The following is a 20,689-nucleotide window of genomic DNA, read 5'->3' on the forward strand; positions in this document are numbered from 1 at the left end:
ATTTCGCTTCGGTTCCGCGCCGCGAAGCGGTTTATCACGGCAGCCCATCGCGCCCGTGATCTGAGGGCAAACCCGCAACGCGAGGCAGGCATATAAGGGATTGCAAAGGGCGATGGCCCTTTGCCCGCCGGAGGCATCCTTGACCTTCCTCCGGCCGTTCAACATGCAAGCCCGGCTTGAAAACGCTCTAGCCCCTTGCCAGCCTGGCAAACTGCGCAGCGGCCATGAAGGCGGCGCGGCGGTTCTTCTGGCGCAGCTCGGCCTCTTCGTCGCTGCCCCACAGCTCGGCCTGCCAGATTTCCTCCAGATGGGCCGCGTCCCACAGAGCCGCCAGATCGGCATCCTCTTCCAGCGCCAGCAGGCCTGTCACCAGCGAGGCGGCAAGGCCCGCCAGATTGCGCAAGGCGGCCAGAGCAAAGGCATCCTTGGCGGCCAGCAGATCTTCCACACGCGCCATGGTCTCGGCAGGCTGAGGCCTGGCGATGATGCCCGAGACACGCTCGAAACGCAGGCCATAGCGGGCCTCGGCATCCTTCAGGATCGGCTCCCATACGGTCTGCTGGCGCTGCCACACCGCCTCATCGGGATCGGCGCGATAGCACAGCGTATCCGTCTCGGCATAAGGCACCAGAGCGCGCATCGCCTCGGCGGGATCGGAAGCGACCACATCCAGCGCATAATCGGCCATATCGCGCAGCAGGAAGACCTTGGTGTCGATCTCCTCGCCCTGGCCGTCCCATTCCGCCGCCATGGCGCGGGCCAGAGCCTCGCCGGGCACCACCTGCGGGCGGCCGCCCACGGTCTTCACCGCGCGGCCATCGAGCCGCACGCCGAAACCGCCCTCTGCGGCTTCGACGGAAACAGTCTTGTAGAAACGCTTCACTTTGCCTCTTTCTTCCAGCGGCGCACCAGCATGCGGGGGAAGACCAGCACATCGAACAGGCCGATCACGATCAGCAGCAGCCCCAGCCAATGCGGCAGTGCCACCTTATCCGCCGCAATGGCCGCGCCGACCATCGCCACCACCACGCCGCCAAAGCGCACATAGGTCAGGCGCTTGAAGCGGGCCTTGGCGATCTCCTCGGGTGTGTAGGTCTTGCTCAAACCAGAATATCCTTCAGCTCGGCGGGGGTCATGGCGACCGCCTCGGCCCCGGCGGCGATCAGCTCGCTGGCGGGGTGATAGCCCCAGGCCACGCCCACCGCGCGCACGCCCGCCGACCGGGCCATGGCGATGTCATAGGTGGTGTCGCCGATCATCACCGCATCGGCAGGCAGAGCCATGGCCTGATCCAGCGCGGCCTGCAACATGGCGGGATGCGGCTTGGAGGGGTGATTGTCGGCGGTCTGCAAGGTGACGAAATGATCGGAGAGTGCATTGACCGCCAGGCAATGCAGCAGCCCGCGCATGCTCTTGCCGGTGGCCACGCCCAGATCCCAGCCATCCGCGCGCAATTGATCGAGCAGCGGGCGGATGCCCGCGAAGATCGGCTCGCTCACCCGGCCTTCGGCGCGGGCGGTGCGATAGGCGGATTTATAGGCCTCGACCAAAGCGGCCTGGATCTCGATGCCTTCCTCGCTGGCGAGGTGGCGCATCGTCTGCGGCAGGCTGAGCCCCACCGCGCGGCGCACCGCGCCATGGGCGGGCGGGCGCAGGCCGAGGGCGAGGAAAGCCTCATCCATCGCCGCGCAGATCTCGTGCTGGCCATCGACCAGCGTGCCGTCGCAATCGAAGACGGCCAAGCGTACTGCCCCACTCATCCCAAACCCCGCATCATTTCCGCCATGGCGCGCGCGCCACTCTCTTCGAGCCCCGCGATCACGCCCGCGCGCTGCGCCTCATTCTTGTTCTGCGAGAGCTTGAAGGTGGGGCGCCAGGCCCGCACCTCCATCTCGAAACCGACAATGGCCGAGAGCATGCGGCGGCGCAGATCGCCCTCCAGCTTGTCCATCGTCCATGCCGGTTCGGGCAGGCGCGCTTCTTCCCGCGCCGACAGCGCTTCGAGCAGATCGACCAGCCCGTCCTCCTGCATGCGCCGCACGGGGCCTTCCAGCTCCAGCGCGACATAGTTCCATGTCGGCACCTGAGAGGGGTCGTCGCCATACCAGCGCGGCGAGACATAGGCGTCAGGCCCATTGATCACCGCCAGAGCATTCACCCCGCCCAGATGGCCCGTCAGCGCATTGCCGCGCGCCAGATGGAACTGCACCGCCCCATCGCCCGTCGAGCGCAGCGGCACATGCGCGACGCGCGGACCATCGGGCGTAGCGGCGAAGATCATGCCGAAGCCCACTTCGGTGATCAGGCGCTCCATCAGCGCGCGATCGTCCTTGGGGCTCCCGTGCAGGCGGAAGGCGGGGTTGGGATGCATCAGCGGCTCTTGGGGCCACCACGCGGGGCGGAGGGCTTGCGCGGCGCGGCAGGCTTGCCGCCCGCCGGACGGGAGGGGCCGCTGCGGGGGGCGGAGGCCGGCTTGGCGGCAGCCGCCTTGGGGCCGGTAACGCCTTTGCCCTTGGCGATTTTCACCCCGCCGGGGCGTGCCTTGCCGGGAACCGCCTTGCGCGGCTTGGCATCGGTGCGGGCGCGACCGGTCTCGGCGCGTCCCCGGCGTTCGCCGCGGCGTTCCTTGCGGTATTGCTTGGCATGGGCCTTGGCGATCGACTTTTCCTCGTCGCGCGTCAGCTCACCGGTTGGATCGGGGATGAACTCGCCATCGTCCTCGTTGAAGCCAAGCTGGGCCAGGCTGGCCGCGAAATGCTCGGGCAGGGGGGCCGTCACATCCAGCGGGGTGCCGTCCGGGTGGTCGATGATGATGCGGCGGGCGTGCAGATGCATCTTGCGGCTGATGCTGCCCGAGAGGAACGCATCCTTACCGCCATATTTGCCGTCGCCCACGATGGGGTGGCCGATGGCGGCCAGATGCACGCGAAGCTGATGGGTGCGCCCCGTCAGCGGTTGCAGTTCCATCCAGCAGGCGCTGTTGCCCGCGCGGTCGATCACGCGGTAGCGGCTCTTGGAGGGCTGACCCTGTTCGGAATGGTCGACCATCATCTTCTCGCCGCCGGTGCCCGGCTGCTTGGCGAGCGGCAGGTCGATCAGGCCCTCGTCGATGCTGGGCACGCCGATCACCAGCGCCCAATAGATCTTGGTGGCCTGACGCGAGGAAAAGCGCCGCGAGAAATAGGCCGCGCTGCCCGGCGTGGCGGCGACCAGCAGCGCGCCGCTGGTGTCCTTGTCGAGACGATGGACCAGACGCGGACGCGGGGCGTTTTTGTTGTCCCCATACCCGCCCCCAGCATAGGCATCGAGCAGCCCATCGACATGCTCGAAGGTGCCGCTGCCGCCCTGCGTGGCCAGACCCGGCGGCTTGTTGATGACGATGGCGCTGGGATCGCGATGCAGCACGATGCGGTCGGCCATCTCGAGCTGGGCATCGGTCAGCGGCTTGCGGGCTTTCGCGCCCTTGCCGGTGCCTGCGCCGGGGGCATGGGTGTCGCCCGGCGGCACGCGCAGCACCTGCCCGGTGGTCAGGCGGTCTTCGGGCGCGCTGCGCTTGCCGTCCACGCGGATCTGCCCGGTGCGCGCCCAGCGGCTGATGGTGGCAAAGCCCACCTGCGGCAGATGGCGCTTGAACCAGCGGTCCAGGCGAATGTCATTGTCATCGGGCCCCACGGTGAATTGGCGCACGGTGTCGGCGCTCTGGTGCTGGCGGGGCGTTTTCGTATTATCCTTGGTCATGTTGGCCCCGTTAGCCTAAGGAGCGCCCGAGGAACAGCCCGCACAAGCTCGCACAGGGCGCGCGGGGTGTTGTCTGTGTGCGGGATGCGGGCTGCTGGTCGTGAAACTGTCACTGCCGGGGTGCAGAAGTGGCATTTCGCACGAGGGAATGGCTGCCAAGGCTTGCCTTCTGAGTGCGACTCTGGTAGCGGCGCCGCAATTCCGGTCGTTCCCCTCGGGAATCGGCCTGTCCGTGTGTTTTGAAATCCTTCAGGTGCTCCCCCGCTTTTTTGATCTGCGGATCGGTGGGGTTCTCGCCATGATGATCGTGAGGTTGTTCTTTTTATGCAGATTCTCGTCCGCGATAACAATGTCGATCAAGCCCTCCGCGCGCTCAAGAAGAAGCTGCAGCGCGAAGGCGTGTATCGCGAGATGAAGCTGCGTCGTCACTTTGAGAAGCCCTCGGAAAAGCGCGCCCGCGAAAAGGCCGCTGCCGTGCGCCGCGCCCGCAAGCTGGAGCGCAAGCGCCAGGAGCGTGACGGCGTCAAGTAAGACTGGGTTGGCAGGCTGGAAGCAGCCTGCCTGATCCATCTTCGCTTTTGCGACATCAGGGGCCCGTGGCTTCCTTGCCGATTCGGAAGATCTTTCCGGAAAAGCGATGAAGCTGACGGGCCTTTGGCGTATCTGCGCCCCGTATCGACCATAGTGGCGATCACAAAAGCTGGTCCCGATTCTTTGGTGCCATAGGCAGCCTGCGGGGCTTGCTCCTTCGGGCGGCTTGAGCCATGAGGAGCGGCGAAATTTCTCGCGCGTGGCGCTTTGCTGCCCGCGCACCAGATCAGGATGGCACGATGACCGAGATCACCCGCGTTCCCCTCCAGCCGCTGGCCAAGGGATCGAAGACCAAGCTGTGGCTGGCCGCTTTCGTGGCTGTCGCGCTGGGCGGCGGCGTGGCGGCGGCGGTGCGCCCCCAACTGGTCGATGTGCAGACGCTGCGCGCGGGTGCGGGTACCAACCCGACTCCGGCTGACGTCATCCTCATCAACTATGTCGGCAAGCTGTCGAACGGCACGGTCTTCGATCAAGCGCAGCGCGTGCCAGCCCAGATGCAGGGCGTGATTCCCGGCTTCGCCAAGGCGCTGGCCCAGACTCAGGCGGGCGGCAAGTATCTCGTCCATATCCCTGCCAAGCTGGCTTACGGCGACCATGCGCAGGGCCCGATCCCGGCGAACAGCGACCTGACCTTCGAGATCGAGGTGCTGCAATTCGCCAACCGTGCCGAGCTGGAAGCCCAGCAGCGCATGATGGAGCAGATCATGCGCCAGCAGGCGGCGGGCAAGGGCGCGCAGGGCGCTCCCCAAGGCGCGCCGCAAGGTCCTGACGCTGGCGCCCCTGCCGGTCCGGACGGCGCTCCGCAGTAAGTTTTGCCGGGCTATATCCGCTGCGCATTGTTTGATTGAGGCGCGGTTTCCGCGCTTCGCTTGAAGAGGCGCTTGCGGGGTGCTAGCCACGATGCAGATTTGCGAAGGCCGGGTCCATGGCCCGGCCTTCTGTTTGTTAAAGGTTTGATCTATGTCGGTTGATACCGCGACCGTGGCGAAAATCGCCTCGCTGGCCCGCATCAAGGTGACTCCGGGCGATCTGGAGGCCATGGTGCCCGAACTGAACGGCATCCTCGATTGGGTCGAGCAATTGGGCGAGGTCGATGTCACCGGCGTCGAGCCGATGACCGCCGTCATCCCCAACCATCTGCGCCTGCGCGAAGACATTGTGAACGCCGATCCGCTGACCGGCGGCGGGATTCGCGATGCGGTGCTGGCCAATGCGCCGGCTGCCGAACATGGCTTCTTTGGCGTGCCCAAGGTGATCGAATAATGACCAATCTGACCGATCTGACGCTCACCGGCATCCGCGATGGCGTGGCCGGTGGCGATTTCACCGCGACCGAAGTCGCCACGGCCTTCAACGGTGCCGTGGCCGAGGCGCAGGAGGCTTTGAACGCCTTTATCGTCACCACGCCGCAGGCGGCGCTGGATGCCGCCGCCAAGGTCGATGCCGACCGCGCCGCTGGCAAGCCGCTGGGCAAGCTGGCGGGCGTGCCCATCGGCATGAAGGATCTGTTCGCCACCAAGGGCGTGCAGACGACCGCCGCCTCGAAGATCCTCGAAGGCTTCAAGCCCGAGTATGAATCGACCGTCTCGCAGAAGCTGTGGGATGCGGGCGCGGGCCTGCTGGGCAAGCTGAACCTCGACCAGTTCGCGATGGGCTCGTCCAACGAGAGCAGCGCCTATGGCAAGGTGACCTCGCCCTGGCGCCGCCCGAATGACACTTCGGCTCTGGCCCCCGGTGGTTCCTCGGGCGGGTCTTCGGCGGCTGTGGCGGCGCGCATCGTGCCTGCCGCGACCGGCACTGACACCGGGGGTTCGATCCGTCAGCCTGCGGCCTTCACCGGCATTTCGGGCATCAAGCCGACCTATGGTCGTTGCTCGCGCTGGGGCATCGTGGCCTTTGCCTCCTCGCTCGATCAGGCCGGGCCGATGGCGCATACGGTGCAGGATTGCGCCGTGATGCTCGAAGCCATGGCTGGTTTCGACGCCAAGGATGCCACCAGCCTCGATCTGCCGGTTCCGAACTGGGAAGCGGCTCTGTCGGGCGATCTGAAGGGCAAGAAGGTTGGTATTCCGCGCGAATATCGTCTGGAAGGCCTGAATGCCGAAGTCGCCAAGAGCTGGGACGAAGGCATCGCCTGGCTGAAGGATGCCGGGGCCGAGGTGGTGGACATCTCGCTGCCGCATTCCAAATACGCTCTGGCGACCTATTACATCATCGCGCCTGCCGAGGCCTCGTCGAACCTCGCGCGCTATGATGGCGTGCGTTACGGCCTGCGCGACCTGCCCGATGGTGCCAACCTTCAGGAGATGTACGCCGCCACCCGCGCCGCCGGTTTCGGTGACGAGGTCAAGCGCCGCATCCTGATCGGCACCTATGTGCTCTCGGCGGGCTTTTACGATGCCTATTACACGCAGGCGCAGAAGGTCCGCACGCTGATCGCGCGCGATTTCGAGGAAGCCTTCAAGCAGGTCGATGTGATCCTGGCCCCCACCGCGCCGACCTCGGCCTTCGCGCTGGGTGAGAAGACCAATCCGCTCGATATGTATCTGGGCGATGTGTTCTCGGTGCCGGCCTCGCTGGCTGGGCTGCCCGCGATGAGCGTGCCTGCCGGGCTGGATTCTCAGGGGCTGCCGCTGGGGCTGCAGATCATCGGGCGTCCCTTCGATGAGCAGGGCGTGCTGAACGCCGGTCTGGCGATCGAGCAGCGCGCTGGTTTCAGCGCCAAGCCGGAAAAGTGGTGGTAAGATGAGCGACTATCGTATTCAGGGCGCAACGGGCGAATGGGAGGTCGTGATCGGCCTTGAGGTCCATGCGCAGGTCACCTCCAACGCCAAGCTGTTCTCCGGCTCGGCCACGGCTTTCGGTGCCGAGCCCAACTCGCAGGTCTCGCTGATCGATGCGGCCATGCCCGGCATGCTGCCCGTGCCCAATATGGAGTGCATCCGCCAGGCGGTGCGCACCGGCATCGCCATCGGCGCGCAGATCAACAAGTGGAGCCGGTTCGACCGCAAGAACTACTTCTACGCCGATCTGCCGCAGGGCTATCAGATCAGCCAGCTCTACCACCCCATCGTGGGCGAGGGCGAGATCGAGATCACGCTGGATGAGAAGAACCCCGAGACCTCGAAGAAGGTGATCGGCGTCGAGCGCATCCATGTCGAGCAGGATGCGGGCAAGCTGATGCATGATCAGCACCCGACGATGTCCTATGTCGATTTGAATCGCTCGGGCGTGGCGCTGATGGAGATCGTCAGCCGCCCCGATATGCGTTCGCCCGCCGAGGCTGGCGCTTACCTGAGCAAGCTGCGTTCGATCCTGCGCTATGTCGGCTCGTGCGATGGCAATATGGATCAGGGCTCGATGCGTGCCGACGTCAACGTCTCGGTGCGCCGCCCCGGCGATGAGTTCGGCACGCGCACCGAGACGAAGAACGTCAATTCGGTGCGCTTCGTGATGGCCGTGGTGGAATCGGAAGCCAAGCGTCAGGTCGCCCTCATCGAGGACGGCGGCAAGGTGGTGCAGGAAACGCGCCTCTACGACCCGGACCGCAATGAAACGCGGAGCATGCGCAGCAAGGAAGACGCGCATGATTACCGCTATTTCCCCGATCCCGATCTGCTGCCGCTGGTGCTGGACGATGCCTTCGTGGAGGAGGCCCGCGCCTCGCTCCCCGAACTGCCCGACGCCAAGCGCGCGCGTTACGAAGGCGCTCTGGGCCTGACGGCCTATGCCGCCGGCGTGCTGACCGCCGAGGTCGACACCGCCCGCTGGTTCGAGGCGCTGCTGGCCGCCACCGCCACCGCCCAGAACAAGCCCGAGGGCGAGGTGGCCAAACAGGCCTCCAACTGGCTGCTCTCGGAGTTCTTCGGGGCGCTGAACAAGCTGGGCAAGGATCTGGCCTCCAGCCCGATCGATGCCGAAAAGGCGGGCCAACTGCTGGCGCTGGTCGGCAATGGCACGATTTCGGGCTCGATCGCCAAGCAGGTGCTCGAAAAGATGCTGGAGACCGGCGACGATGCCGCCACCATCGTCGAGCGCGAGGGCCTCAAGCAGACCAGCGACACCGGCGCCATCGAGGCGGCTGTGGCCACCATCATGGCCAACAATGCCGACAAGGTGGAGCAGTACAAGGCCGGCAAGGAAGCGCTTTTCGGCTTCTTCGTGGGCCAGACGATGAAGGCGATGGCGGGCAAGGCCAATCCGCAGATCGTCAATGAACTGGTGAAGAAGGCTCTGGCCTGAACCACTTAACCGCGATAGCCTGCCTGCCGTAGCGATACGGGGGGCAGGCTGTGTCAAAGCGGGTTGGGCGGGGGTTGTCGTGGCGTCTTGCGATGATGGCGGCTGTGCTGCCCGCCGCCGCTTCCGCGCAAACTTTCGACAATGACGCCGTGATTGCCCTGCACCGCGCCGGACTGGGCGACGGGCCGGTGATCGCCAAGATCCATGCGCTGCCCTGCCATTACGACACATCGACAGCAGCCATGGTCGGTCTGAAAAAGGCTGGGCTCTCCGACGATGTGATCGTTGCCATGGTGGAAAGCTGTGCCGGGAGCCGCTCGGCAGGGGAGTATTTTTCAGAAGGCCCCGCTGTCCGCACCACCGCTGCCCCGCAAGCACGCCCTGCCGCCGGGGGCATGTTCGCCTCCACCCGTCCCACAACGGCGCCCTCGCGCCAGCCCGAGGGCATCTATTGGTCCGGCGATGAGGTTCATGGTCTGACCCTGCTGCGCCCCACCGGGCAGACGGCGGTGAAACTGGTGGGCAATGGCTCGATTCTTTTCCCGCATATGGCCAAGCTGATCGTGCCGCGCGCGACCGCGCAGATGGTGATTGCCGCCCCGCGCCCCGCCTTTCGCTTCTATTTCAACCCGCAGGACAATCGCGTCAGCGAATTTGGCGGCGTGGGCGGCACGGCGGCGCAATCGCCCAATGAGTTCAGCCTGGTCCATTTTCGGCAGGATGGCGCCACGCGGCAGATGACCATCGGGCGGGTGGCGCCCTATGTCAGCGTGACCGGCATCGATCCCAAAAATACGCTGCCCTTCGGCATGACCGACCTTGGCGACGGCATCTTCAGCGTCGAATTGCCGGGCGATCTGCCGCCGGGCGAATATGGCTTTGTGCTGATCGGCGAATCCCAGCGCTCGAAGCAGAGCGTCTATCGCGTCTATGATTTCACCATCACGGGAGCTGCTGCCGGGGCGCATTAAGGCACCCCGGCAGGCCATAGACGCTTAAGGCGTAACGGTGGTCACCTCCACCGGCAGGCCAACCTTCTGCAACTGGGGCTCGACCAGCTTGCGGTCGCCCACCACCGCGAAGACCAGACCATCGGGCTGCAACTGCGCGCGGATCGCCGTGTTCAGCGCTGCCGCGTCGATCTGGCGATAGAGGCCGGGCAGGCGGGCGTCATAATCCTCCGGGCGGCCCAGCAGGCGGTTGCTGTTGATCGCGCCCAGCACCTGGCCATTGGTCTGATAGCTGTTGGCCAGCCCGCGGATGTTGCCATCGGTGACGCGCTGCACCTCCTCGGGCGTGACGGGCTTGTCGCTGGCCAGCGCCTTCATATCGGCGACCATGGCCAGAATCGAATCGCCGGTGCGGTCGGTCTGCACCGGGGCGACCACCAGCAGGCTGCGCTGCCCCACCGGTTGGCGCACCAGCGACTGCACGCCATAGGTCCAGCTCTTTTCCTCCCGCAGATCGGTGTTGAGGCGCGAGAGGAAATCGGCGCCCAGCACCTCATTGCCAAGGTTCAGGGCTTCCTGCCCCTGCTGCGTGCCCTTTAAGGGCAGCAGACGTCCGGCCACGATCATCGACTGCGGCGAGTTGGGCCGGTCGATCAGCACGATGCGCGGGCGGGCGGGCAGGCCGGGGGCGTCGATGGCCTTCACGGGCTTCGGCGTGGCGGGCGCCTTCCAGGTGCCGAAAGCCTTCTCCAACTGCGGCTTCAACGTCGCCATGGTGATGTCGCCCACCACGGTGATTCGCGCCAGATCGGGCCGCAGCCACTGGCTCTGCGCGGCGCGCAGGCTCTGGCTGGTGAAGCCCTTGATGCTGGCCTGCGTGCCCAGCCCATCGCCGGCATGGCCATAGGGATGATTGGGCCCGAACAGGATCGGGTTGAAGACATGGAAGGCCAGACCCTGCGGGCTCGCCATGGTCTGGGCCAGCGAGGCGAGGCGCTGCTGCTTCACCCGCTCCAGCTCGGCGGGGGCGAAGGCGGGGCGGCGCACCACATCGGCCAGCAGATCGAGCGAGGGCGCCAGATTGGCCGACAGCGCCGAGAGCATCACATTGCTGGTGTCCATCGCGGCCCCGGCCTGCAGTTCGGCGCCCAGCCTCTCCTGCTCTTCGCGGATCTGCGTGGGGTTGCGGGTGTGGCCGCCGGTGGCGTCCTGAGCGGTGCCCTCGTCGAGCATCGCCATCAGCATGCCCTGCGTGCCCGGCGCATCGAGCGAATCGCCCGAGACGCCGGCATCGAATTCCACATTGACCAGCAGCTTGGGCACGGCGGTGCGACGCGCCAGCACCACCTCGATGCCGTTGGACAGCGTGGCATGCTCCAGCGTCGGGAAGGTCAGGCTGCTGACCGGGGCGACGGGCGGGGCCTTGCGCGGCGGCGACTGCTTCACCGGCGGCACCGGCGCCTTGGCATCGGGCTTGGGCGCGGGCTCGTTCGCGCCATCATCCCAGCCGCCGAGCTGGTCGCCGCTCATGGTGCGCTCGCCCGGCGTGATGGCCAGCATCAGCGCGGGGCGGCTCAGCCATTTGTCGATGGAGGCTTTGATGGTGGCGGGGGTCTGCGCGGCGATCTCGGCCAGTTCCTTGCGGTAATGCGCCGGGTCGCCCGAATAGAGCTGCCCCTCGGCCAGTTGCGCGCCCTTGCCGCCAAAGCCGCCGACGACTTCGAGCGCGCCGATCTCCTGCGAGACCTCCTTGGTGGCGGCGCGCTTCACCTCATCGGCGCTGGGGCCTTCCTTGAGGAAGCTGGCGATCTGGGCGTCCAGCGCTTCCTCGGCGGTCTTGCGGTCGACGCCGGGCTTCACATCCATGCTGACGGTGATGACCGAAAGCTGCTCATGCTGCTCGACCCCGGCGCTGACCGAGACGGCCAGTTGCTGCCCGCGCACCAGCGCATTGTCCAGCCGCGAGGAGGCAAGGCCCCCCAGCACCGACATGCCGACATCGAGCGCCGAACTTTCCGGATCGTTCATATTGGGGCCGGACCAGACGCGCAGCAGCCGTGTGGTGGCGACCTGATCGGTCATCTCGCGGCGCAGGGTGGCGGGCAGGGTGACGGGCCCGGCCACCACCGGCTTCACCGAAGGGCCGCTGGGAATGTCGCCGTAATATTTCTCGACCAGCGGGCGGGCAGTGGCGACATCCACGTCGCCGCTCAGCACCAGCACGGCATTGTTGGGGGCGTAATGGTCGGTGAACCAGCCGCGCACATCGGTGAGATTGGCCGAATCGAGATCACCCATCGAGCCAATCGTGGTGTGGCGATAGGGATGGCCCACCGGGAACAGCCCGTCGGACACGGCGTATTGGATCAGGCCATAGGGCTGGTTGTCGCCCTGGCGCTTCTCGTTCTCGACCACGCCGCGCTGCTTGTCGAGCTTGTCCTGCGTGACGGCGCCCAGCAGGTGCCCCATGCGGTCGCTTTCCTGAAACAGGGCGAGGGGCAGGGCGCCCTTGGGCACGGTCTCGACGTAATTGGTGCGGTCGTAATAGGTTGAGCCATTGGTGGAATCAGAGCCCGCCGCCTCCAGCGGCACGTCGAAATTCGGCACATTCTCGCTGCCGCCGAAGAAGAGATGCTCATAGAGATGGGCAAAGCCGGTCTTGCCCTTGGGCTCGTTCTTGGAGCCGACGCGGTAATAGGTGGTGACGCCCACGATCGGCGCCTTGCGGTCGGTGTGGATGATGACGGTGAGGCCATTCTTCAGCTTGAAGGTCTCGTAAGGGATATCCACCGCCTTCACCAGATCGGCCAGCGGGGCGGGCTCCGGCGCTGTTTGGGCCTGAGCGGGGAGGCTCAAAGGCAGCAGGCAGGAGGCAAGAAGCAAGGCTTTGACAGGACGCATGAACGATCCTCTGAGACGGGCGTTAAACCCCTGAATGATCCGAAGTGTATGAGCGCAGGGTTAAAACGCCAAGCCACCGATGGTGGGTCTTGTTATGAAAAGCGGAAATTTGATCCAGACCCCCTAGAGCCTCTTGTGTGTTAAAACGGCAACACTATCTCTTGGGGCAACAGGAGGTTTGATCCCCATGAATCTCGAAAAGTTTACCGACCGCGCCAAGGGTTTCCTGCAAGCCAGCCAGACGCTGGCGATCCGTCTGTCTCACCAGCGCATCACCCCCGAACATATCCTGAAAGCCCTGCTGGAAGACGATGAGGGCATGGCCGCCGGCCTGATCCAGCGCGCCGGTGGCACCACCGCGCTGGTCACCGCCGAGGTGGACAAGGCGTTGGCCAAGATCCCCGCCGTTTCGGGCGGTGGCGCCCAGCAGCCCCCCGGACTGGACAATGACGCCGTGCGCGTGCTGGACAGCGCCGAGCAGCTTTCGGCCAAGGCGGGCGACAGCTTTGTCGCCGTGCAGCGCATTCTGCAGGCGCTGGCGATGTCCGGCGGTGCTGCCGGGCAGGCGCTGAAGCTGGCCAACGTTACCCCCGCCACGCTGGAAAAAGCCATTCAGGACCTGACGGGCGGGCGCAGCGCCGATAGCGCAGGGGCCGAAAACGCCTATGAGGCGATGAAGAAATTCGCCCGCGATCTCACGCAAGCCGCGCGCGACGGCAAGCTGGACCCGGTGATCGGCCGCGACGAGGAAATCCGCCGCACCATCCAGATCCTGGCCCGCCGCACCAAGAACAATCCGGCGCTGATCGGCGAACCCGGCGTGGGCAAGACCGCCATCGCCGAGGGCCTCGCCCTGCGCATCGCCAATGGTGACGTGCCCGACAGCCTGAAGGACCGCCGCCTGATGTCGCTCGACATGGGCGCGTTGATCGCGGGCGCCAAATATCGCGGCGAGTTCGAGGAACGCCTCAAATCCGTGCTGGACGAGGTGCGTCAGGCCGAGGGCGAGATCATCCTCTTCATCGACGAGATGCACACGCTGATCGGCGCGGGCAAAAGCGAAGGCGCGATGGATGCCGGCAATCTGCTGAAACCCGCTCTGGCGCGCGGCGAGCTGCACTGCATCGGCGCGACCACGCTGGATGAATACCAGAAGTATGTCGAGAAGGACCCGGCCCTGCAGCGCCGGTTCCAACCCGTCTTCGTGGGCGAACCGACCGTGGAGGACACGATCAGCATCCTGCGCGGCTTGAAGGAGAAGTACGAGCTTCACCATGGCGTGCGCATCGCGGACAATGCCATCGTGGCCGCCGCGACCCTCTCCAACCGCTACATCGCGGACCGCTTCCTGCCGGACAAGGCCATCGACCTGATGGACGAGGCCGCCAGCCGCATCCGCATGGAGGTGGAGAGCAAGCCCGAGGAGATCGAGACTCTCGACCGCCGGATCATCCAGCTCAAGATCGAGGAGATGGCGCTGGCCAAGGAGAGCGACACCGCCTCCCGCGACCGGCTCACCACCCTGCGCGAGGAGCTGGCCAATCTGGAGCAGCGCAGCGTGGAACTCACCACCCGCTGGCAGAATGAGCGCGACAAGATCGCCGCCGAGGGCAAGATCAAGGAAGCGCTCGACGCCGCGCGCCTCGAACTGGAGCAGGCCCAGCGTCAGGGCGACCTCGCCAAGGCGGGGCAGCTGACCTATGGCCGCATCCCCGAGCTGGAAAAGCAGCTGGCCGAGGCCCAGGCCACCAGCAGCAACGCCATGCTGCGCGAGGAGGTGACCGCCGACGACATCGCCGCCGTGGTCAGCCGCTGGACCGGCGTGCCCGTCGACCGCATGCTGGAAGGCGAGCGCGAGAAGCTGCTCAAGATGGAAGAGGTGATCGGCGCCCGCGTCATCGGCCAGAAGGATGCGGTCACCGCCGTGTCGAAAGCCGTGCGCCGTGCCCGCGCAGGCCTGCAGGACCCCAACCGGCCTCTGGGCAGCTTCCTCTTCCTCGGCCCCACGGGCGTCGGCAAGACCGAGCTGACCAAGGCGCTGGCCGGCTTCCTCTTCGACGATGACAACGCCATGGTCCGCATCGACATGAGCGAGTTCATGGAAAAGCACGCGGTCTCCCGCCTGATCGGCGCCCCTCCGGGCTATGTCGGTTACGACGAGGGCGGCGTGCTGACCGAGGCCGTGCGCCGCCGCCCCTATCAGGTGGTGCTGTTCGACGAGGTGGAAAAGGCACACAGCGATGTCTTCAACGTGCTGCTGCAGGTGCTCGACGATGGGCGCCTCACCGACGGGCAAGGCCGTGTGGTGGACTTCACCAACACGCTGATCATCCTGACCAGCAACCTTGGCAGCCAGTATCTCGCCAATCTGGATGACGATCAGGATGTGTCCAGCGTGGAGCCGCAGGTGATGGATGTGGTGCGCGGGCACTTCCGCCCCGAATTCCTCAACCGTCTGGACGAGATCATCCTGTTCCACCGCCTCGGTCAGGACCATATGGCGCCGATCGTGGAGATTCAGGTGGCACGCGTGCAGAAGCTGCTGAAGGATCGCAAGATCACGCTGGACCTGACGATCGGCGCCAAGCGCTGGCTGGGCCGGGTGGGCTATGATCCCGTGTATGGCGCGCGGCCTTTGAAGCGGGCGGTGCAGCGCTATCTGCAAGACCCTCTGGCCGAGAAGCTGTTGGCTGGCGAAGTGCCCGATGGTTCGACCGTCCGCATCGATGATGGGGATGGGGCCTTGGTGATGGAAGTCGAGTAAGAAGGCTAAAAGGAAGGTGCGAGGGGGTTACCCCCTCGCGCTCCCAGAATGTCTTCCGGCGATAGGGCGGGGGATGCCGAATGGTGGCGCCCCGGCTCTCCACCTGTGCGAGCTAAGGCGCCGCAGGCAATCAATCTTATGGCCTTGGCGCTTTGCGGGGAATGCCTGCCTGCGGCGTGGCGACGTTGCTCTGTCGCCGAACCCGATGCGCGACGCTGACAAAGAATGGGAGCGCGAGGGTGTAACACCCTCGCATTTCCTCTTCCTTCTTTCCCAAACCCTCTTTAATCGTTCGCTTAAATAATGAGAGGACGATGCCGGCTATGGAACTGAACTCATCGATCGCGGCGGTGGTCACGGGCGGGGCCTCGGGCCTTGGGCTGGCGACGGCGACGGCTCTAGCGCAGCAGGGCGTGCAAGTCACCATCTTCGACCGCGACGCCGATGCCGGGCACAAGGCCGCGCAGGAGATCGGCGCGATCTTCGCCCATGTCGATGTCACCAGCGACGAAAGCGTTCAAGCAGGCTTCGCGCAGGCCCGCGCAGCGCATGGGCAGGAGCGGGTGCTGGTCAATTGCGCGGGCATTGTCACCGCGCGCAAAACGGTGGGGAAGGATAAGGAGACGGGCTCGATCCTGCCCTATCCCATTGCTGACTTCGAACGTGTGCTGGCGGTCAATCTGGCGGGCACCTTCCGCTGCATCGCGGCCAGTGCGGCGGGGATGGTGGCCTTGAACCCCATCGATGCGCATGGACAGCGCGGGGTGATCGTCAACACGGCCAGCATCGCGGCGCAGGATGGGCAGATGGGGCAGGTCGCCTATGCCGCCAGCAAGGCGGGCGTGGTGGGGATGACCCTGCCCATCGCGCGCGATTTGATGGGCGATGGCATCCGCGTCAACACCATCCTGCCGGGCATCTTCGAGACGCCGATGATGGCCAGCCTGCCTGAAAAGGCGCAGCAGGCGTTGGCCGCCAATGTGCCTTTCCCCAAGCGTCTGGGCAAGGCGGCGGAGTATGCTCAGACCGCTCTGTTCCTGATCGGCCACGATTACATGAACGGTGAGTGCATCCGCATGGATGGCGCGATCCGCATGGGCCCGCGTTGATGGTGGCAGCGCCTGCCTCGGCCCCGCCCGCCGCGCGTGAGCAATTGCTGGAAACCGCCAGCCGGATCATGCGCGACGAGGATACGGTGGATGTCTCGCTGTCGGAGCTGGCGGCGCGTTCGGGGCTGAATTCGGCGCTGGTGAAATATTACTTCGGCAACAAGGCGGGGCTGATGAAGGCCCTGCTGGAACGCGATTTCGCGGGCATTCTCAAAGCCGTCGACACGCTGCTGGCCAAGGAGGCCGATCCCGAAACCAAGCTGCGGCTGCATATGACGGCGGTGGTCAACACCTTCTTCCGCACGCCCTATATCCACCGCCTGCTGATGCGCCTGATCCGCCAGGAGCCGCCCGAGGTCGCGCAGCATCTGGCCGACACCTGCCTGCAGCCGATGCTGGATGCCTATGCACGGCTGATTGGCGAAGGGGTGCAGGCGGGGGTCTTCCGCCCGGTCGATCCGCAGTTCTTCTATTTCACGGTGATTGGCGCGGCGGACCGGTTTTTCTCGGCGCGGCTGGTGCTGCGCTATTGCTCGGGCCGCGATGTGCTGGACGAAAGCCTGCGCGACGGATACCGCGCCCATCTCAACGACTTCGTCGTGGCGGGCATTCTGGTGCCCCATGACGGACAGTGCGACAGATTGTCATAATCCGCCGCCAAGGATGGATTTTTGACACGCCGATAAGCGGAAGGAATGGATCGCATGAGCAGCGCGCAGTGGCACATCGGCGTGATGGGCGGATCGGGTCTGGCCGAGGGTCTGGGGCTTGAAGACGCTCAGGAAATCCGTGTGCAGAGCCCCTTTGGCGCCCCCTCCGGCCCGGTGGTGCAGGGACGCATCGGCGATGTGCGCTTCACCTTCCTAGCCCGCCACGGCGCTGGCCATGCCATTCCGCCCTCGGACATCAATTTCCGCGCCAACATCGATGTGATGAAGCGCTGCGGCGTCACCGATCTCATCTCGCTCTCGGCCATCGGTTCGCTGCGTGAGGAGATGGCGCCCGGCCATGTCGTCGCCGTGGACCAGTTGATCGACCGCACTCATGGCCGCGCGGGCAGCTTCTTCGGCACCGGCTTGGTCGCCCATGTCAGCCTTGCCGATCCGGTCTGCCCGCGCCTCTCGGGCCTGCTGGGCACCGCCGCGCGTGTTGCCGGTTCCACCGTGCATGACGCGGGCTGCTACGTTGCCATCGAGGGGCCGCAGTTCTCCACCCGCGCCGAAAGCCGCATGTACCGCGCCTGGGGTGCCGACGTGATCGGCATGACCGCCATGCCCGAAGCGCGCCTCGCCCGCGAGGCCGAGCTGCCCTATGCCATCCTCGGCATGGTCACCGACTATGACGCATGGCGCGACAGCGAAGCGGGCGTGGAAGCCGCCGAGGTCTTCGCGGTGATGAAAGCGAATGCCGAGCGCGCCCGCGCCACGGTGGGCCATCTGGCGAAAATCCTGCCAGAGATCCGCGAGGCCAGCCCGATCGATACGGCGCTGGAGTTCGCCTTCGCGACGGCGCCTTCCGCGCGCGATGCCGTGTTGGTGGCGAAGCTGGATGCTGTCGCCGGGCGGGTCTTGAAGAAGGGATGACAAGAAAGGGAAGATGCGAGGGGGTTACCCCCTCGCGCTCCCATGACGTCTTCCGGCGATAGGGTGGGGGTGCCGCATCGTGGTGCCTTGGCTCCCCACCTGTCTTTCATCCTCGTCATCGTTGGCTGGGCTGTTGCGGGCCTTGATGTGACGCTTTCGGCGCCTGCGCGGCCTTGAAACCATACGTGGCAGCCGCAGCGCCCTTATGCGAAAAGCGGAAGACGCCATCGCCACGGTGATCAGCGCCTCGGCGTAAGTCGATATCTCGAAGGTCGAGAACCAGACCGCAACATCCGGCGCGCTCATCGAGGCCAGCAGCAATCCATCGGCCTTCGCCAGCCAATAGAGCAAGCCAATCGCCAACAGCACCGCTCCGACGCAGATCCAGTGCCCTGCCGTGATGCGGGCAAGACTGACAGCAATGGGCTCGATCAGCCTTGCATGAAGCCATTGTCCCAAAGGCGTTTCGCGGGCGAAGAGCAGCGTGGCCAGACAGAACCACGCCATGAAGTCGATCAGCAGCATCGCCATCTCCGAAAGGAGGCTATCGCTCTGACCATACCGCAAAACCGGTCAACCATCGAAGCGCAAACTTCGCGCCAGCCCCCGTGCCGCAGGCAGTCAAATCCTGAAAGAGCTGTGTGGTGAATACAGCCTGCGGCGCGGCGACCTTGCCCTATGGCCGAACCCGAAGCGCAACGCAGACAGTCATGGGAGCGCGAGGGTGTAACACCCTCGCACCTATCCTTCCTTCAAACTTGAAGCCTTTAATGCGCCTGAGTCGACCCATTCGAAAACGCATCCGCGATCGAGCACGCCGCCGGGCCGAGAATCACCACGAACAGCACGGGCAGGATGAACAGGATCAGCGGCACGGTCATGATCGCGGGCAGGCGGGCGGCTTTTTCCTCGGCGCGCATCATGCGCTCGTTGCGGAATTCGGCGGAGAGCACGCGCAGCGCGGAGGCCAGCGGCGTACCATAGCGCTCGGTCTGGATCATGGTGGTGACCACGCCGCGCACGGCGTCCAGATTGACGCGATAGGCAAGGTTTTCAAACGCCTGTCGACGCTCGGACAGGAACGACAGCTCGATGGCGGTCAGCGCGAACTCATCGCCCAGTTCGGCATAGGCGCGGCCCAGTTCGCGCGCCACGCGGTTGAAGGCGGCGTCAACGGTCAGGCCTGCTTCGGCGCAGATCACCAGCAGGTCCAGCGCGTCTGGCAGGCCCTTGCGGATGGCGGCGGTGCGCTTGGAGATGATGTTGTCGAGATAGAGGTCGGGGCCCTTATAGCCCAGACCCAGCGCGGCGGCGAAGCCCATCAGCTTCTTGAAGGACGACCATTCGGGGAAATAATTGGCCCAGTAGATCACGATGGCGGCCAGCCCGCCCAGCACGATGGGGGCGACCAGCCGTCCGAAAATCACCGCAACGGCCATTTCCTTCTTGCGGATGCCGGCCTGCGCCAGCTTCTGCTGGGCGGCCTGGATCTGGCTGTCCTGCAGGCCGTTGATCCGGTTGAGGATGGTGCGGATGCGGTCGGTGGCTTCCGACCGGCGGACAAGCTGGGCGCGCTTCTTGGGGTTGATGGCGACGATGCCCGCCTTCAGCTCCTCGCGCCTTTCATTGAGCGCTTTCACGCGCTTGGCCATGGGGTCGCGGATGGTCAGCGCCATATAGATGACGCCGATCATCAGCCCGGCGGCCACCACGGCCAGCAGGGTGCCGACCCAGACCACGTCCACGCCGAAGAGCATGCCATTATGGATTTGATGGTCCATGTGCCCCTCAGATCTCGAAATTGACCATCTTGGCCATGATGAAGGCACCCAGGCCCATCCACACCAGCCCGCCAAGGCCGGTGATGATCAGGCGCTGGTCGGAGAAGAAGCCCGCCAGATAGCCGGGGTTCACCCAATAGACCAAGACGAAGACGATGAAGGGCAGCGAGCCCACGATATAGGCCGAGGCCTTGGATTCAGAGCTCATAGCCTTGATCTTCAGCTTCATCTGGGCGCGCTTGCGCAGCACGTCGGCCAGATTGGCGAGGGTCTCGGCAAGGTTGCCGCCGGTTTCCCGCTGGATCGCCAGCGTAATGCAGAAGAAGCTGAATTCGGGCATGTTGAGCCGGTCGGCGGTGACCTGCAGCGCGTCTTCCATGCTGCGGCCGATCTTGATGCGCTCGGTCACCAGCTTGAACTCCTGACCCACCGGGCCGGGCACTTCGCTCGACACGATGGTCAGCGTTTCGGTCACCGGCAGGCCCGAACGCAGGCCGCGCACCAGCAGTTCGATGGCATCGGGGAATTTGGAGACGAACTGGCCGAGGCGCTTGTTGATCAGGAAGCCCACGGCCATATGCGGCAGGCCCGCGCCCATGATGACGCCGACGGCCAGACCCAGCACCAGACTGCCGCTCTTGAGCCACAGCAGCAGCGTCACCACCGCCATGATGCCGCCGCAGGTGTAGAGATACTGCTGGATCGTCCATTCGCGCCCGGTGCGGTGCAGGCGCAGCGCCAGCGCCTCGCTGCGGCTGGCCGAGCCCGCGATGCGCGGCATGTTTGGCTTGCGCGCGGCGACGGCGCGGCGCATCTGCGCTTCCATGCGGGCGTTGGCGCTGTCGGAATGGCGCAGGCGCAGGGCCTGCAGGCGGCGCGTGCTTTCCTTGGCCGGATTGGGACCGCCCAGCGCCAGCATCGCGATCCCCCCAAGGAGGACCACGATCAGGCCGATCAGAACGATCTGCAGACTATCCATCGCGACGCATCACTTTCCTATGGCCCGGCGCATGGGCGTTGCCCCGCCGGA

General features: G+C 65.5%; 19 protein-coding genes. 10 read left to right on the forward strand and 9 right to left on the reverse strand.

Going from position 1 to position 20,689, the window contains the following annotated elements:
- Positions 1-187: 187 nt before the first annotated feature.
- The 5 genes from ABDW49_RS03735 to ABDW49_RS03755 are packed head-to-tail and all read right to left on the reverse strand — an operon-like array spanning position 188 to position 3,738.
- A complete protein-coding gene (locus ABDW49_RS03735; RefSeq protein ID WP_343609829.1) occupies positions 188-883 on the reverse strand; it encodes an ATP12 family protein in 696 nt (231 codons plus the stop codon).
- Entirely contained in the window at positions 880-1,104 is a 225-nt protein-coding gene (locus ABDW49_RS03740; RefSeq protein WP_343609830.1) for a hypothetical protein, read from the reverse strand. Before ABDW49_RS03740 ends, ABDW49_RS03735 begins: the two co-directional genes overlap by 4 nt.
- Positions 1,101-1,760: an HAD-IA family hydrolase gene (locus tag ABDW49_RS03745; RefSeq protein WP_343609831.1), complete on the reverse strand. Its 660-nt coding sequence runs from the start codon at positions 1,758-1,760 to the stop codon at positions 1,101-1,103. The genes ABDW49_RS03740 and ABDW49_RS03745 overlap by 4 nt, the downstream gene beginning before the upstream one ends.
- Positions 1,757-2,371: an FMN-binding negative transcriptional regulator gene (locus tag ABDW49_RS03750; protein ID WP_343609832.1), complete on the reverse strand. Its 615-nt coding sequence runs from the start codon at positions 2,369-2,371 to the stop codon at positions 1,757-1,759. The genes ABDW49_RS03745 and ABDW49_RS03750 overlap by 4 nt, the downstream gene beginning before the upstream one ends.
- Positions 2,371-3,738, reverse strand: coding sequence for an RluA family pseudouridine synthase (locus tag ABDW49_RS03755; protein WP_343609833.1), 1,368 nt, complete (start codon positions 3,736-3,738; stop codon positions 2,371-2,373). The genes ABDW49_RS03750 and ABDW49_RS03755 overlap by 1 nt, the downstream gene beginning before the upstream one ends.
- Positions 3,739-4,062: 324 nt before the next feature.
- On the opposite strand from ABDW49_RS03755, the gene rpsU reads away from it, so the two are divergent.
- From rpsU to ABDW49_RS03785, 6 genes are all read left to right on the forward strand, one after another.
- The gene (gene rpsU / locus ABDW49_RS03760) at positions 4,063-4,269 is read left to right on the forward strand and encodes a 30S ribosomal protein S21 (RefSeq protein WP_039331685.1); all 207 of its coding nucleotides are present in this window, start codon (positions 4,063-4,065) and stop codon (positions 4,267-4,269) included.
- A gap of 299 nt (positions 4,270-4,568) precedes the next feature.
- The gene (locus ABDW49_RS03765; protein ID WP_343609843.1) at positions 4,569-5,138 is read left to right on the forward strand and encodes an FKBP-type peptidyl-prolyl cis-trans isomerase; all 570 of its coding nucleotides are present in this window, start codon (positions 4,569-4,571) and stop codon (positions 5,136-5,138) included.
- 151 nt (positions 5,139-5,289) lie between these two features.
- On the forward strand, positions 5,290-5,592 hold the full coding sequence (gene gatC / locus ABDW49_RS03770) for an Asp-tRNA(Asn)/Glu-tRNA(Gln) amidotransferase subunit GatC (RefSeq protein ID WP_206241572.1): 303 nt from the start codon (positions 5,290-5,292) through the stop codon (positions 5,590-5,592).
- The gene (gatA, locus tag ABDW49_RS03775) at positions 5,592-7,073 is read left to right on the forward strand and encodes an Asp-tRNA(Asn)/Glu-tRNA(Gln) amidotransferase subunit GatA (protein ID WP_343609847.1); all 1,482 of its coding nucleotides are present in this window, start codon (positions 5,592-5,594) and stop codon (positions 7,071-7,073) included. The genes gatC and gatA overlap by 1 nt, the downstream gene beginning before the upstream one ends.
- A 1-nt stretch (position 7,074) precedes the next feature.
- Entirely contained in the window at positions 7,075-8,571 is a 1,497-nt protein-coding gene (gatB, locus tag ABDW49_RS03780; RefSeq protein ID WP_343609849.1) for an Asp-tRNA(Asn)/Glu-tRNA(Gln) amidotransferase subunit GatB, read from the forward strand.
- A gap of 92 nt (positions 8,572-8,663) precedes the next feature.
- Entirely contained in the window at positions 8,664-9,542 is an 879-nt protein-coding gene (locus ABDW49_RS03785) for a hypothetical protein (RefSeq protein ID WP_343609850.1), read from the forward strand.
- Between the two features lie 24 nt (positions 9,543-9,566).
- On the opposite strand, the gene ABDW49_RS03790 is transcribed toward ABDW49_RS03785, so the two are convergent.
- Positions 9,567-12,422, reverse strand: coding sequence for a pitrilysin family protein (locus ABDW49_RS03790; protein ID WP_343609851.1), 2,856 nt, complete (start codon positions 12,420-12,422; stop codon positions 9,567-9,569).
- 187 nt (positions 12,423-12,609) lie between these two features.
- Between ABDW49_RS03790 and clpB the strand changes: the two genes are divergently transcribed.
- The 4 genes from clpB (at position 12,610) to mtnP (ending at position 17,878) form a co-directional block, all read left to right on the forward strand.
- The gene (gene clpB / locus ABDW49_RS03795) at positions 12,610-15,186 is read left to right on the forward strand and encodes an ATP-dependent chaperone ClpB (protein ID WP_343609852.1); all 2,577 of its coding nucleotides are present in this window, start codon (positions 12,610-12,612) and stop codon (positions 15,184-15,186) included.
- A gap of 323 nt (positions 15,187-15,509) precedes the next feature.
- Positions 15,510-16,295: an SDR family NAD(P)-dependent oxidoreductase gene (locus ABDW49_RS03800; protein WP_343614116.1), complete on the forward strand. Its 786-nt coding sequence runs from the start codon at positions 15,510-15,512 to the stop codon at positions 16,293-16,295.
- Positions 16,295-16,945, forward strand: coding sequence for a TetR family transcriptional regulator (locus tag ABDW49_RS03805; protein ID WP_343609853.1), 651 nt, complete (start codon positions 16,295-16,297; stop codon positions 16,943-16,945). The genes ABDW49_RS03800 and ABDW49_RS03805 overlap by 1 nt, the downstream gene beginning before the upstream one ends.
- Before the next feature lie 54 nt (positions 16,946-16,999).
- Entirely contained in the window at positions 17,000-17,878 is an 879-nt protein-coding gene (gene mtnP, locus ABDW49_RS03810; RefSeq protein WP_343609855.1) for an S-methyl-5'-thioadenosine phosphorylase, read from the forward strand.
- Between the two features lie 24 nt (positions 17,879-17,902).
- Here the strand turns inward: mtnP and ABDW49_RS03815 are convergent, their stop codons facing one another.
- From ABDW49_RS03815 to ABDW49_RS03825, 3 genes are all read right to left on the reverse strand, one after another.
- A complete protein-coding gene (locus tag ABDW49_RS03815) occupies positions 17,903-18,409 on the reverse strand; it encodes a hypothetical protein (RefSeq protein WP_343609857.1) in 507 nt (168 codons plus the stop codon).
- A gap of 236 nt (positions 18,410-18,645) precedes the next feature.
- Positions 18,646-19,659, reverse strand: coding sequence for a type II secretion system F family protein (locus ABDW49_RS03820; RefSeq protein ID WP_343609859.1), 1,014 nt, complete (start codon positions 19,657-19,659; stop codon positions 18,646-18,648).
- Between the two features lie 7 nt (positions 19,660-19,666).
- Entirely contained in the window at positions 19,667-20,638 is a 972-nt protein-coding gene (locus tag ABDW49_RS03825) for a type II secretion system F family protein (RefSeq protein WP_343609860.1), read from the reverse strand.
- Between the last annotated feature and the right edge of the window lie 51 nt (positions 20,639-20,689).

Origin of the sequence: Novosphingobium sp., assembly GCF_039595395.1 — a bacterium.
Lineage (GTDB): Bacteria > Pseudomonadota > Alphaproteobacteria > Sphingomonadales > Sphingomonadaceae > Novosphingobium.

Bases quoted from the DNA above. Each gene is read 5' to 3' on its own strand.
- ABDW49_RS03745 (WP_343609831.1), bottom strand. From the start codon at position 1,760: ATGAGTGGGGCAGTACGCTTGGCCGTCTTCGATTGCGACGGCACGCTG.
- ABDW49_RS03750 (WP_343609832.1), bottom strand. From the start codon at position 2,371: ATGCATCCCAACCCCGCCTTCCGCCTGCACGGGAGCCCCAAGGACGAT.
- ABDW49_RS03755 (WP_343609833.1), bottom strand. From the start codon at position 3,738: ATGACCAAGGATAATACGAAAACGCCCCGCCAGCACCAGAGCGCCGAC.
- rpsU (WP_039331685.1), top strand. From the start codon at position 4,063: ATGCAGATTCTCGTCCGCGATAACAATGTCGATCAAGCCCTCCGCGCG.
- ABDW49_RS03765 (WP_343609843.1), top strand. From the start codon at position 4,569: ATGACCGAGATCACCCGCGTTCCCCTCCAGCCGCTGGCCAAGGGATCG.
- gatC (WP_206241572.1), top strand. From the start codon at position 5,290: ATGTCGGTTGATACCGCGACCGTGGCGAAAATCGCCTCGCTGGCCCGC.
- gatA (WP_343609847.1), top strand. From the start codon at position 5,592: ATGACCAATCTGACCGATCTGACGCTCACCGGCATCCGCGATGGCGTG.
- gatB (WP_343609849.1), top strand. From the start codon at position 7,075: ATGAGCGACTATCGTATTCAGGGCGCAACGGGCGAATGGGAGGTCGTG.
- ABDW49_RS03785 (WP_343609850.1), top strand. From the start codon at position 8,664: ATGATGGCGGCTGTGCTGCCCGCCGCCGCTTCCGCGCAAACTTTCGAC.
- ABDW49_RS03790 (WP_343609851.1), bottom strand. From the start codon at position 12,422: ATGCGTCCTGTCAAAGCCTTGCTTCTTGCCTCCTGCCTGCTGCCTTTG.
- clpB (WP_343609852.1), top strand. From the start codon at position 12,610: ATGAATCTCGAAAAGTTTACCGACCGCGCCAAGGGTTTCCTGCAAGCC.
- ABDW49_RS03800 (WP_343614116.1), top strand. From the start codon at position 15,510: ATGGAACTGAACTCATCGATCGCGGCGGTGGTCACGGGCGGGGCCTCG.
- ABDW49_RS03805 (WP_343609853.1), top strand. From the start codon at position 16,295: ATGGTGGCAGCGCCTGCCTCGGCCCCGCCCGCCGCGCGTGAGCAATTG.
- mtnP (WP_343609855.1), top strand. From the start codon at position 17,000: ATGAGCAGCGCGCAGTGGCACATCGGCGTGATGGGCGGATCGGGTCTG.
- ABDW49_RS03815 (WP_343609857.1), bottom strand. From the start codon at position 18,409: ATGGCGATGCTGCTGATCGACTTCATGGCGTGGTTCTGTCTGGCCACG.
- ABDW49_RS03820 (WP_343609859.1), bottom strand. From the start codon at position 19,659: ATGGACCATCAAATCCATAATGGCATGCTCTTCGGCGTGGACGTGGTC.
- ABDW49_RS03825 (WP_343609860.1), bottom strand. From the start codon at position 20,638: ATGGATAGTCTGCAGATCGTTCTGATCGGCCTGATCGTGGTCCTCCTT.